This is a genomic window from Paenibacillus sp. URB8-2 (assembly GCF_013393385.1).
GTDB lineage: Bacteria > Bacillota > Bacilli > Paenibacillales > Paenibacillaceae > Paenibacillus_AQ.
In genome coordinates, this window is sequence record NZ_AP023239.1 from 499,154 (window position 1) to 511,993 (window position 12,840).

Genomic DNA, 12,840 nt, shown 5'->3' on the forward strand with positions numbered 1-12,840 from the left:
TTCAAGAACATAACCAGAGGCAGCACGACAGCGGAAATTCGGCGGCAGTCCGGCCGGCCAGGCATACCTGGCCGGCATTTTTGCGTTCCGGCGCAATTTCGATGTACGGCCATATGACCCCAAACGGGGATGTGAAGTCCCAGGTGGGCACGCTGAAGATTTTGACGGAAAAAATGATCTGCCGTCACGAAAATGAGGCGCGCAAAATCGGTGAATTTGCCGTAATTTCGCCGGCGGCTCAATTTGCGGACCGCGAAATATGCAGAAATGTTTTTAAATCCCGGCTTTTTCGTATAAGATGGAGATAAAACCTTTTTTGGAATTTCGGGAACTCTGCATTGCAGAAATAGATATAGAATGATTACTTTTCCGGCGAAACGGCTGCCGCTTGCGACTTCGAAGCGGGATGTCCATTTTGGCCTGTTTAAAAAGACAGGAGATCACGATGACTAAGCATCTGTATGCAATGTGGTTAGGGGATGTTTTATTTTGCTTCTCTGGTGAGACTTCGGAACCTAAAGTAGATGCCTGGACTCGCGTGGTCAAGCGGCTGGAGCTGGGCGGCGGGCAGCGTCCGTTCGCGGGAGCGGCACTTCGTCTGGCTGAAGTGAAGTACCCTGCGGCCAGATCCGAGGGCAGAGCGTCCCGGCGGCCGATGTCCGGACGAATGCTCGAAGGGCTTGCCCTGTCTCCCAAGGACGCGTTCGAGCTGCTGCTCGGCTGGGATGAGGCGCTCTGCGAGAAGCAGGGCATCGATCCCGGAGGAGAGATGGGCTACTGGGCGGCGGCAGCGCGCTTTGCGCTGGAGCTGCTCGCCACTGGAGGCATCGCTCCGGGCGCCGTGCCTCCGCGGCCGGTGGGCACGCGGCGGCGCGGCGGGGAACAGGCGGCGGAGACGTGCTGGATTCCCGTCCTCAGGGAGCAGGGTCAGCGGGAAGCCTTTCTGCAGTTCTCTGCCTCCATGCCGGTGCTGGCGCTAAGCTCGTCAGCCTTGCAGGGGAGTGAACCGGCCTCCCGGGAAGAAGCCGGGGCGGCAGTGCTGTACTCCTTCCTGCAGGCGGTAATCAACGCGGAAGTCAAAGGGGTCGTGGCCGGAATGGAGCAGCATCTCGCTCCGTATAAAGCCAATTACCGGCGGGGCCGGTCGCCTTTGACGGAGCTGTGGTGGAACAGCCTGCTTACGGGCAGCCGCGACATACCGGTTCAAGGCACGCCCGCCGAGGTGATGGAGCTGCTGGGGGAGGTAAACGCCTCAGCGTCCGGCAATATTCCGTGCTTCGGAGCGGCTGAGGAGCAGAGCGGCCAGCTCGGCCTCGGACTGAGGCTGGAGCCGCCGAAAGAGGACGGAGAGATATGGAGGCTGTCCTTCTGGGCCGAGGGACGGGAGGAGAGCGGATTCTGGCTTCCGGCAGCGATGATCTGGAGCAGCGGGGACCGGGAGTTTACGCTCTGGGGCAAACGCTACAAGGGAATTCAGGAGCAGCTCCTTGCGGCGCTGGGCCGGGCTGCCGAATGGTCGCCGGATATTTCGCAGGCGCTTAGGCTTCCCGCCCCAACAGGTGTGAACCTTGAGCCGGAGCGGCTGTATTACTTCCTTAAGGAGACGGTGCAGAAGCTGACCACCCGAGGGATTACCGTACAGCTGCCTTCGCGCTGGAGCAAGGAAGGACGCCGCCGGATCGGCATGAAGCTGAAAATGCAGCTGCCGGAAATTCCAGACGGTACGCAGGCGCTTGCGCTTGGCATGGAGGCGCTGGTGTCTTTCAAGATCGAGGCTTCCCTCGGCGAAAGTTCCGTCAGTGCGGAAGAATTGGGCGCACTGCTGGCGGCAGGGGTCCCCTTTGTAAAATTCCGCGGGGAATGGATCGAGGTGGACCCGAAGGAAATCCGCCAGGTGCTCCGGTATATGAAACGCCATGAGAGCGGGGAAATGTCTACTTCCGACTGGATGCGTCTTGAGGCCGAGGCGGGAGAAGACCGGTTGTGGAAGGGAATGCCTATTACAGGCATGGAAACGATCGGTCTATTGGCCTCGCTGATGCGCGGGGACACCGTGCAGAGCCTGCCAGCGCTGCCGGTTCCCGAGGAACTGCAGGGAACGCTGCGGCCTTACCAGGAACGGGGTTACCAATGGCTGAGCGTCATGGGCGAACTCGGCTTCGGCGTCTGCCTCGCCGACGATATGGGCCTTGGCAAGACGATACAAGTCATCGCCAGCCTCCTCAGACGCGGGGCCGAGGACGACAAGGCTGTCGGACAAGGCGGCAGGCGGACGGAGCACGCGGCAGCTACGGATCGGCCGGAATACGGCCCACGCGGGCGCAATGCCGCAGGCGGCGATCCGGTTCTGATTCTGTGCCCGACCTCGCTGCTTGGCAACTGGCAGCGGGAGCTGCAGCGGTTCTCGCCCACGCTGAGCGTCTATATCCATCATGGAAGCCGTCGGGTGCGCGATACCGCCTTTCAGGAGCAGGCGGCCAGCCATGATATCGTGCTGACCACTTATCACTTGGCCGGCAGGGACAGCGAGGATCTCGCCTCGGTGTCATGGTCGACCGTTGTGCTGGACGAAGCCCAATACATCAAAAATTACCGGACCAAGCAGGCGCAAAGCGTCATGCGGCTCGAAGCCCCCCACAGGATCGCAATGACCGGAACGCCGGTGGAGAACAGGCTTGGAGAGCTGTGGTCGATTTTTCATTTTCTGAACCCGGGCTATCTCGGCACCTTTCATTCATTCCGCGAACGTTACGGGACCGGCGAAGGGACGGAACGGCTGCGGGAGCTTCACCGGCTCGTGTCGCCTTTTTTGCTGCGCAGACTGAAGAGCGACCCCGACATATCCAAGGATCTGCCGGAGAAGCTGGAGCTGAAATCCTACTGCGCGCTGACGGAGCACCAGGCGCTGCTGTATCAGAGCGTTGTGAACGAAATGCTGAATACGATCGGCGAAAGCTCGGGTATGGCGCGGCGTGGACTGGTGCTGTCTTCCCTGACGAAGCTGAAGCAAATCTGCGACCATCCCCAGCTCTCTCGCAAAGAGGAGGGCCGGCACAGCCGAAACGAACAGTCCGGCAAAATGGAGACGATGTTCGAGGTGCTGGACAGCATTTCGGAGCTTGGGGAGTCGGCGCTTATTTTTACCCAGTATGTGGCGATGGGTGAACTGCTGGTGAACAGACTGGCCAAGCGCTACGGCAAGACGCCGCTGTTCCTGCACGGAGGCGTTTCGAAGCGGGACCGCGACGAGATGGTGCGCTCCTTTCAGGAAGGGGAAGGAACGGCATTCTTCGTCCTGTCGCTTAAGGCGGGCGGGGTAGGGCTGAACCTGACCCGGGCCAATCACGTCGTGCATTACGACCGTTGGTGGAATCCCGCAGTCGAGAATCAGGCGACGGACCGGGCTTTCCGGATCGGGCAGCTTAAGAACGTGCGGGTCCACAAGCTGATCTGCCAGGGAACGCTGGAGGAGAGAATCGACGAACTGATCGAGCGGAAAAAGAACCTCTCCGAGCAGGTTGTCGGCTCCGGTGAGAATTGGCTGACCGAAATGTCCGATCACGAGCTGAAGGAATTGATCGAGCTGCAAAACCAAGACTGGATGTAGCCAAATCGCAAATAAAACGAGTGAAGCAAGCCGCGGAGGGAAGATATGACGGAGACGATGAACATGGTGCTGAAAGCTGTGCCGGGAGTGCTTACGGCGGTATGGACGCCCGTATCCGGCACGGCTACAGGGGGTCATACGGGCGGCGGCAGAGCTGCGGGTCCGCAGCAGGCCTCCCCGAAATTCCGGCAGGTCCTGAAGATGGAGGTATGGCCGCTTTCCCGGCGCAGGGAGGCGGTCGAACGGCTTGCTGAGAGTCCGCAGGAATTATACGGCCTGCTTAAAGGGCGCCTTCCCACATGGCTGGCTGAATTCGGGCTGTGGCCGAACGAGTCGGAGCTTGCGGTTCCGGATACGAATGACGAAGCCGCCAATAAAGAGGCAATGGCGAAGGTGAGAGAACGGCTGGCGAAGGAGCCGCTGACCGCGCTCGCGCTTCGCGGCCTGCCGAAGGGCGAGCTGACGGACGAGGTCTTCGCTCTTTGGGCCAGAGGCGAGGCTGAAGAAGCCGGGGCCCAGCCTGGAGCCGGACTGTCCGCGGAGCTTGCGAGGCTGGAGAAGAAAGGGCCGGCGGTGTCCGCCGGAGAATGGATGGCGGAGGCCGCGGCCGAAGGTTCGCTTCATCAGCCGGGCCCCGCGTTCCTTGAAGTCCGGGACCGGCCTGTTCCGGGCTCCCCATCCTTCCCGCCTGCGATGGAGGACTGGAAGCCGCTGCTGCCGAATGTGCCCCGCGCGCAGGAAGGGCTTGAACTTATCATGCGGCGGGCGGCGGAGACTGCGGCCCGGCGGGCGGCGAATCTGGTAAAATGAGCCTATTCTTGAGCCTATTTTATAAATAACGGCTGCTTCCGAAATGAAGCGTATGCGTGAAAGGGAAGAAGCCCCGCGGCTAATGGAATGATGCCGCGGGGCGTTTTTTTGAAATATCAGAAAGTATAAGCTTCGTGCTTATCCTTAACCTGATATTTTTACGAGAAACGGATGCCGTCCTCTTCCAGAGGACGGCATCCGTTTCTTCTTATCCGATGGGTATGCACTGCAGCTTCCCGGACATTCGGGCAAGCCTCAGATCTTCTCTTAAGTGTCCTATAGCCTTAAGGGAGTTCCAGAATCTCTCTGCGCAGACGCAGCATTCTCTTGTCCAGCTCGTCGGCGGCGCGTGCGGCGCTCTTCAGCTCTTCCGCAACATGTGGCGGAAGCTGCTTGTCGTATTTGTAATAGAGAATATGCTCCATGCTCGCCCAGAAATCCATGGCCAGCGTGCGCAGCTGGATTTCAGCTTTTACCCATTTGGTTCCATCCAGAAGAATGAGCGGCACGGCGACAATCACATGCAGGCTCTGGTACCCGTTCGGCTTCGGCTGGGCGATGTAGTCCTTGATTTCCAGCACCCGGATATCTTCCCTGGTGTTAATATGATCGGCGAGCCGGTAAATATCTTTGACAAAAGCGCAGACAATCCGCATCCCGGCGATATCGTGAATTTGCGTTTCAATATTCTCGAAGCTGAAGGCGTATCCTTTGCGCTCCAATTTTTGCAGGATGCTCTTCGGCTCCTTGACACGGCTTTTGATATGTTCAATCGGACTGTACCCGTCCCGCATCTTCCATTCGGTCTTCAGCGTCTCGACTTTGTTCTCAAGCTCTTTGAGGGCCAGGCGGTAAAGGGCGGGCATTTTCTTGAATTCGCCAAGCTGCCTGGACAGATCCTCGTTCAATTCCAAGCGGCCCAAATCCTGGACGTGAACCTGCAGTTGATCCAGTGTAAGTAATCTGTTCTCTTGTTCTTTCACGGATTCTCTCCCGAATTTTAAGTATTTTCCTCCCCTTTATTTTAACCGATGTGAAGCCCCGGAAGCAAAATTTTCCACTTGTATCCAAATCATAAATAGGAAAGCGCTTACTTATTGGTGGGCGATCCATCCTCGCCGTATCCTTTGTCGTGGTAGCCCGTGTTCTCCAGCTTGGTGAGAACGTTCAGGCTGACGATCATTCTCCGTGTTTCTTCGGTGCCATGCTCCCATAAAAAGCGGTACAGCCTGACGGTCTTGTCGTCGAATTGATTGGCGGCATCGTCGTGATCGACCGATTTATAAGGCACAAAGGTGCGGCGGAAGGCATATTCGTCTTCCCGTTCCAGCTCCTGAAGCCTGACCTGCAGTTCGGAAAGCCCGGTGTCGTCAAGCTTGACCTCGAACTCACCCGATTCGCCCCGCATATCCTGGATCAACCCGTGTTTAAGGGAAACATAGTAGCTTTTTTTATCGTTGTCCCGCACGACAATCCCTCCATCTTGGGTAAGATTTGCCAGCATCGTTTTTAAGTATTATACACAAGACGACAAATAATGAATCTGGCGTGCACATTTGGTATGATAGAGTCATAGTTTCCGGCGGCGCCGGGTGCGGATGCTTGTTTGACCCAGTTATCAAGTGGAAACGGATACCCTCCTGCCGGAAGGACTGCCGTTTCGTTTTCGCCGGTGCTATTTTTGGCTCATTGTGAGAAGGGGGACTATCGATGAATCTGTTGCAGCGCATTAAAGACGGAGCCAACCGGGTTAGCGAAAAAGCGCAAAACTCCGTGGAAATCGGCAAGCTGAACAGCCAAATTTCCGATATTGAGCGCGAAATGGAAATGGAATTTATGAAGATGGGCAAGATCTTTTATGAGGGATACCGCTCCAGGGATTTATCGCTGGCTGAAGGTAAAATGACAGAGATGTCCCGCTCCTGCCTCAGACTTCAGGATAAAATCGACGCTCTGCGCTCGCGCATCGCCGAATTGAAAAATGAACGGCTCTGCAAATGCGGATATATTGTCGCGCTGGACGCGAATTTCTGTCCGCACTGCGGACGCAAGCTGGAGCAGAACGCAAGCGCTCCTGCCCCGGTTATTTATGATAAGGGACCTGGGCTGCAAACGGATGAACCGGACAGAACGGGGGCAGCGGCGGGTCCGCAAAAGGAACCGGAGGAGCCTTATGGCTATATGTCTCCAGAGAGCGAAGATGAGGAGCTTCCGCTCCCGGTTCCGGTGGAGGAGTACGCCGGGAATGTGCAGGGAACGGAGCGTGAACGCCGCCTGGCCGATGAATTGGAGCGGGAGCGGGAAAGACAACTTGAGCTCGACCGGCGAATCCGGGATTGGCAGGAAAAGGGTTATGAGGAAACGGAAGGCGACAGCGGCCCGCGCGAGATGGTGAAATGCCAGATCTGCCGGGCGGACCTGCCCAAAGGCTCCATGTGGTGTCCGCGCTGCGGATCGGAACAGATTTAGCCTTGCATTCAGCCAGCCTTGGGGGGACGATAGGAATGGAACAATTGCTGCTGCATCTGCGCAGTCTGGGCTTTACGGAAATGGAGTCCAAAATTATGGTGGAGCTGGCGGCGATCGGTCAATCATCCGGTTACGAGGTGGCGAAGCGCCTCGGCGTCTCCAGGTCCAATGTGTATGCTGCGCTCCAGCGCCTGACCCAGCAGGGATATGTGCGCTGCGGTGACGGAGAGCCAGCCAGATACAGCGTTTTGGCCCCGGAAGAGTTGACCAAGATGATCTCCGGACGGGTTCAGGCGTCTCTCTCCTTCGTCGAGAACGAAATGCCGCGCGGCGGCTCGGTCAGCACTACATTTTATAATGTGGAAGGCGAGCGCAATGTAATGGATGCGCTAATCCGCCAGCTTAACTCAGCGGAGCATGAGATCATCGTCGATGTGTGGCGGGAAGAGGCCTCGCTGCTTCGCAGCGAGCTGGAACAGGCCGAGCGGCGCGGGGTGAGGCTCCTCTGGGCTTTCGACGGCGGCAATGCTGCAAGCCCATACCTTCCGTGGCCGCCTCTTGCAGGAATGGAGGAATCCGAAGGGCGTAAATTTTCGTTCGTGGTCGACCGCCAGTGGTGCATGCTCGGTACGAGCGGGGGCAGTGTGAACGGAATGGCTCAGGCGGTTGTGACGGAACACCGGGTGCTGGTGGATCTGCTGCTGGGCCATTTTATGCAGGAAATGGTGCTGTTCGAGCTGGAGCAGGATATGGCGCCCGAACTGGAACGGCGCTACGGCCATCGCTACCGGAGCATATACCGCAAATACGTCGGAAGCGATGACGAAGAAGAACGGATGGAGGCCCGGACTCCGGGGAACACTCGGGATGGATACTAGCCTAAACCGGAATATGCCAAATCACGCCAGGGAGGTGAAGAAGAGTGGAGTGTATCGTACATTTTGAAGTGCTGCATTCGAAAGGGCCGAAATCGCTGAGGGGTCTGCTGTTTCTTGACGAGGGAACGGCTCCGACCGAGAGCCAGCTGATCGACATGTTTAAGGACATGAAGTTCAATGTAAGGCTGGACGACCGGGAGAAGTTGATATTTAAGCCGGTGGACCCGGGTGCCGAATATTCCGAGATCCGGATAACCGGTTATGACGCGGATGGCAAAAAATCCGGGGAAGATCATGATTTGAAATCGATCGTAAGCAACCTGCTGCCGCCGAAGCCATCAGGTCTTTGAGCCGGCCGCGAAAGGCCCATTTTCTCCTCGACGGACCTGAGGGAGAATGGGCCTTTCCTGCAGCCGAATGAATCGGGATAAAGAAGGAGGAGTACATATGAAGCTCTTGAAGCAAAAGGTGATAAATGAAGGCATTGTGCTCGCCAAGGGTGTCTTGAAGGTGGACTCTTTCTTGAATCACCAGATGGACCCGTTCCTGATGCGTGAAATCGGACGCGAGTTCAAGGCGTTGTTTGCGGAGGAAAAGATTACGAAGGTGCTGACTATCGAATCCTCGGGCATCGCTCCGGGCATTATGACGGCGCTGGAGCTTGAAGTCCCGCTTATATTCGCCCGCAAGCAGAAGTCGCTGACCTTGACGGAGGATATATACGTGGAGAAGGTCTACTCTTTCACCAAGAGAGAGACCAATGAAATTACCGTCTCCAAAAAGTTCATCGCTCCCGGCGAACGGGTGCTGATCGTCGACGATTTCCTGGCTAACGGCGAGGCCGCCTTCGGCCTGGCACGGATTGTGGAGCAGGCCGGGGCCGCGGTGGCCGGGATCGGCATTGTGATTGAGAAGTCGTTCCAGCCGGGGCGGGATCTGCTGCTGAAAGCGGGCTACCGGGTGGAGTCGCTGGTGCGTATCGCGTCGCTCGAGGACGAGAGGGTGGTTTTTGTCGGGGAGGAGTAGGCCGGGCACTGAGTAATGCCGCAAGGTGCGGAGAGGTACGGTACCGGGGCTCTGGGCATGGCTCGGCTGCCGGGCTGGCCGAAGCCCGGTGAAGGTGGGGAGCGAAACGGCGAGGCTGGAGGCTTCGGCCTGTAGCCGGGCCGATCGATGCCCAGTGAAGGTGCAGCAAATCATTAGGTCCAGCGTACTGGTGACAGGGCGTTGGTCATCCGGACAAAGGGCGAAGGTCCTTCTTTATGTGCGCTTGCTGCCATTACAGGGAAAAAGTCCCGCTTATTTTAGAGTAAACCGCTCTTTTCGGAGGGTAAAAGGGAAATTATCCCTTTTATTTTGAATGAAAACCTCTTCTCCAGCCTTTTTCCCCGAATTTAGACGGAGAAATTCCTTCTAAATCAATGAAAAGAAGATGAATGCTAAAATTTAGAGGGAGTTTTTCCCTGTAATCCCCAAGGCCACCCCGTTTTCGGCCCGGGAAGTTGGATTCCTCATGTAATTATGTAATTGGTACCCGGAGCAATGGACACGCAAGAAATAAGCAGCCGTTATGGGGGGGCGGAAATTGCCCGGTCATAACGGCTGCTGTTCTGTTAACGCTTCCGGGGAGGGCGTTGTAAGCCGGGAGGCGGGAAGGCCTTAGGCCGGAAATGGGGCCAGCAGGCCGGAGATGAGACCTTCCCGGCCTCCGGCGACGTGTCCGGCGTGCGGAGGCGCCTTCCTGCACGCTTGCGCTCCGCCGCCCTCACGGCCTGGCCCCGGCCTGCGCCGCCTGCGTCGAGCGCCGCCCTCACGGCCTGGCCCCGGCCTGCGCCGCCTGCGTCGAGCGCCGCCCTCACGGCCCGGCCCCGGCCTGCGCCGCCTGCGTCGAGCGCCGCCCTCACGGCCTGGCCCCGGCCTGCGCCGCCTGCGTCGAGCGCCGTCCTCACGGCCTGGCCCCGGCCTGCGCCGCCTGCGTCGAGCGCCGCCCTCACGGCCCGGCCCCGGCTTGCGCCGCCTGCGTCAAGCGCCGCCCTCGCGGCCTGCGCCCAGGCTCCGCGGCGGCCCAGGCCCGGGGCGCCAGCACGGTCAGCGCCCCCGGCTCGCAGCGCACGGCCAGCGCGCCGCGGCCGAGGCTCGCCGTCGCCGATCGCCGGCCGCTCGCGCTCGAAGCTGACGGCTGCGCTTGTCCCGCGCAGCATCGTCACGAAGGGCAGCGAGACATGGCTGCCCTTCAGCACCGTCGGGAACAGCCGCAGCAGTTGCATGCGGCTGCACCCGTGCACGATGCAGACGTCGAGCCGGCCGTCGTCCGGCCTTGCCTGCGGCGCGATGAGCAGCCCGCCGCCGTAGCTTGGCAGGTTGCAGACGGACGCGAGCCAGACGTCCTCGAAGGTATGCTCCTGCCCGTCGCAGACGATGCTGGCCCGGCAAGGCTTAAAGGTAATCAGCGTATGCAGAATGCCGATCAGATAGGCCAGCCGCCCCGCGTGCAGGGCGTTGCACACCCGTTTGTACCGGCTGGTATTGACATTCTCGGCGACCTGGGCGTCGAATCCGCTGGCGACGGCGGTCAGCGTATAGCCGTTCCCGGCCAGCAGATCGGCCGGAACGCGGATTCCGTCCAGCGCGGCACCCAGCGCGGCCTTCGGCTCCAGCGGAATACCGAAGGCGCGCGCGGTGTCGTTTCCGGAGCCCGCGGGTACGATGCCGAGCGGAACGCCGAGTGTTCTCAGCGCCTCCAGCACGCTGTGTATTGTTCCGTCCCCGCCGATCACTACACAGGCGCTCCACCGCTCCCGGCGCGAGAGCGCCTGCATCACATCGCTGCCGGCGCTTGACGCACTCTCGGTATGCAGCGCTTCATACTCCGCCGCTCGCTCCTTCAGCAGTCTCTCGATCCGCAGCCAGGACCTCTGCCCGGCTCCTCCGCCGGAACGCGGATTGATAACAAACAAGTACATTCATTTTCCCCCAGGCCCAAATTCATGCTGTTGTGCTTTTCCGTTATGCTCTTCCATTGTAACGAAGGGAAGAGACAAAAGGGAATCCTTTTCATGAGTACCGAAAGGAAGGGACTAAGTGGAATCCTTTCATGAAGCGAAATGAGCTTACAGACGCCGCAGCTGCCGCTCCGAGATATCGCCGGCCCAGGGCAGCTTATACCAGTTGCCCCGGAGGGCATGATAGGTCATCAGCAGCCAGATGCCGAAGCTGCACAGGAAGATGAGCGCCGCAAGCAGCGGGCCGATGAAAGGCAGCAGACCGGCCAGAACATGGCCGACCATCAGCGCGCCGTAGGCCAATAACGACTGGAGGGAGTGGAATAGCACGAACCGGCTGCGCTTCTCCAGGGCAAGAAAGACGATTCCTCCAGCGAAAGGGAATAGATAGCACAGGGCAGCCGCAATATAATCCGGCAAGCCGACGGATGAACGAAAAGGGGACAAGGGCTTCACTCTCCTGTCATATGAACAGAAAGCACCCGCGGACATAGGCCTTAGACGGGCGCTTCCTCTATACAAGCGTATGAGCGGGGCGGACAAAGTATGAGCAGCATCCGCTTGACGCCTGCCGCCATCCTGCCAATCCCCAACTGTCTGCCAATGCCTTTTACTATCCGCCGCCTGCCATTGCCGGAATGATGTACTGTTCAACCAGCTTGCGGGGATGCTTCCAGTGGCTGGTTCTGCTCTCCGCCGTAAAAACGATGACGGCGGAGAGCTTTGGCAGCAGCAGAATCTGCTGCCCCCCGTGCCCGTGGGCCAGCGAGAACGGCTGGCCCGACATGGTGCCGGTCCAGAATTGAAAGCCGTAATCGCCGTATGCCGGGTAGCCGGCTGTCTGGGCGGTCAACGCCTGGTCCAGCCAATCGGCCGGGATGACCTGCCGCCCTGCGTACATGCCGCCGTCCAGAAGGCACAGGCCGATTTTGGCCATGTCGCGCGAGGTCATATGCAGGCCGATATGGCCCATGCTGTGGCCTTCGGGACTCGGCAGCCAGGCGGCGTGCGCGATGCCCAAAGGGGCAAATAAATGGTCCATGGCATAGGCGAAGGCGTCATGGCCCGTCGATTCCGTCAGCATCATGGAGATTAGATGCGAATCGGGGCTGCGGTACTGAAAGGTGCCGATGTTCTCCGGCACGATCGGCAGGCCGAGCGCAAAGGAACCCCAGCGGCGGCTGCGGTGAAACTTGTGGATCAGCGGTTCGCCGAGCCTTTTGCCGGTCTTCCAGCCGAAGCCCGAGGTCATCGTCAGCAGATGTTTGAGCGTAATCACCGGCAGCTGCTCCGAATGCAGGTAAGGGACATGCTTCCCCAGCGCCTCGATAACGGGAACGCCGGGTTCCGGCATATCTCCTCTTCCAATTGCTATTCCGGCCAGCAGAGAAGTAACGCTCTTCGTGCCCGAGCGGAGATCGTTCAACAGGGCGGCGTGTCCATTGCCGTAATATCGCTCCCAAATTAACCGGCCGCGGCGCGCGATAAGCATGCTGTGCATTTTCGGATATTCCCGCAGCGCGGTCTGATGGGCCTGTTCCAGCCGCTCCGCGCAGGTTCCCGTATCTTCGGGCTTCGCCATGGGAATGTAGGGGACGGAGGCATGTGGAGAGCGAAGCAGGGTCACTGCCGGTTTCATGGAGCGCTCCTCATGTTGGACCTTATCAACGAAGTCAGCAGCTGCTTATACATGGCGTTCCCCTTCCCGGCCCCGACGTAGAGGTCATGGTTTCGTCAATCGGGTGCTGTGCTATGTGCTGAATTTTCAACTTTGTAATGTAGGTTAACCAATTATTTTCAGAAATTCTCACACTTGACTTATCCGCTGCGGAGAATTTATGCTGTATTAGAACGTATGTTCCAAAAGATTCGCAAAAAAAATTTACCACGTAGGCATTTTACGGGAAAGGTGGAAGTTGGGCGGGAATATGATACAATAAAACGATAAAGCCCGAAAGGAGTGATTCAGAGACTTGGCTTTTCGGGTAATCACAGTGTCGAGGTGTTAATTAACACCGGAAACTCTCAGCCCAAATCGCGACGAACCTGCTTCACCGATTCCGATACGTAGGTC

Annotated in this window: 11 protein-coding genes; 6 read left to right on the plus strand and 5 right to left on the minus strand. The window is 58.6% G+C overall.

What is annotated here, in order from left to right:
- The first annotated feature begins 445 nt into the window (after positions 1 to 445).
- On the plus strand, positions 446 to 3,607 hold the full coding sequence (locus PUR_RS02365) for a DEAD/DEAH box helicase (protein WP_179033858.1): 3,162 nt from the start codon (positions 446 to 448) through the stop codon (positions 3,605 to 3,607).
- 45 nt (positions 3,608 to 3,652) lie between these two features.
- On the plus strand, positions 3,653 to 4,417 hold the full coding sequence (locus tag PUR_RS02370; protein ID WP_179033859.1) for a hypothetical protein: 765 nt from the start codon (positions 3,653 to 3,655) through the stop codon (positions 4,415 to 4,417).
- Positions 4,418 to 4,701: 284 nt separating this feature from the next.
- Here PUR_RS02370 and PUR_RS02375 read toward each other — a convergent pair whose 3' ends face one another.
- The gene (locus PUR_RS02375; RefSeq protein ID WP_179037711.1) at positions 4,702 to 5,283 is read right to left on the minus strand and encodes a GTP pyrophosphokinase; all 582 of its coding nucleotides are present in this window, start codon (positions 5,281 to 5,283) and stop codon (positions 4,702 to 4,704) included.
- 224 nt (positions 5,284 to 5,507) lie between these two features.
- Positions 5,508 to 5,885 (minus strand): hypothetical protein, encoded by a 378-nt coding sequence (locus PUR_RS02380; protein WP_232101684.1) that lies wholly within the window; start codon positions 5,883 to 5,885, stop codon positions 5,508 to 5,510.
- A 242-nt stretch (positions 5,886 to 6,127) separates the two neighbouring features.
- Between PUR_RS02380 and PUR_RS02385 the strand changes: the two genes are divergently transcribed.
- The 4 genes from PUR_RS02385 to PUR_RS02400 all read left to right on the plus strand — a co-directional run bounded on the left by PUR_RS02385 (position 6,128) and on the right by PUR_RS02400 (position 8,790).
- Positions 6,128 to 6,886 (plus strand): zinc ribbon domain-containing protein, encoded by a 759-nt coding sequence (locus PUR_RS02385; RefSeq protein WP_179033861.1) that lies wholly within the window; start codon positions 6,128 to 6,130, stop codon positions 6,884 to 6,886.
- 35 nt (positions 6,887 to 6,921) lie between these two features.
- On the plus strand, positions 6,922 to 7,764 hold the full coding sequence (locus PUR_RS02390; protein ID WP_179033862.1) for a TrmB family transcriptional regulator: 843 nt from the start codon (positions 6,922 to 6,924) through the stop codon (positions 7,762 to 7,764).
- Between the two features lie 44 nt (positions 7,765 to 7,808).
- Positions 7,809 to 8,114: a hypothetical protein gene (locus PUR_RS02395; protein ID WP_179033863.1), complete on the plus strand. Its 306-nt coding sequence runs from the start codon at positions 7,809 to 7,811 to the stop codon at positions 8,112 to 8,114.
- A 97-nt stretch (positions 8,115 to 8,211) separates the two neighbouring features.
- Positions 8,212 to 8,790 (plus strand): xanthine phosphoribosyltransferase, encoded by a 579-nt coding sequence (locus tag PUR_RS02400; protein WP_179033864.1) that lies wholly within the window; start codon positions 8,212 to 8,214, stop codon positions 8,788 to 8,790.
- Positions 8,791 to 9,377: 587 nt separating this feature from the next.
- Here PUR_RS02400 and PUR_RS02405 read toward each other — a convergent pair.
- The 3 genes from PUR_RS02405 to PUR_RS02415 all read right to left on the minus strand — a co-directional run bounded on the left by PUR_RS02405 (position 9,378) and on the right by PUR_RS02415 (position 12,405).
- Positions 9,378 to 10,727 carry a YegS/Rv2252/BmrU family lipid kinase gene (locus tag PUR_RS02405; RefSeq protein ID WP_179033865.1) on the minus strand — a complete coding sequence of 450 codons (1,350 nt, stop codon included), beginning with the start codon at positions 10,725 to 10,727 and terminating at the stop codon, positions 9,378 to 9,380.
- 147 nt (positions 10,728 to 10,874) lie between these two features.
- Complete coding sequence (locus tag PUR_RS02410; protein ID WP_124697204.1) at positions 10,875 to 11,213, minus strand: DUF4870 domain-containing protein; 339 nt, start codon at positions 11,211 to 11,213, stop codon at positions 10,875 to 10,877.
- 166 nt (positions 11,214 to 11,379) lie between these two features.
- Positions 11,380 to 12,405 (minus strand): serine hydrolase domain-containing protein, encoded by a 1,026-nt coding sequence (locus tag PUR_RS02415; protein ID WP_179033866.1) that lies wholly within the window; start codon positions 12,403 to 12,405, stop codon positions 11,380 to 11,382.
- Positions 12,406 to 12,840: the final 435 nt, after the last annotated feature.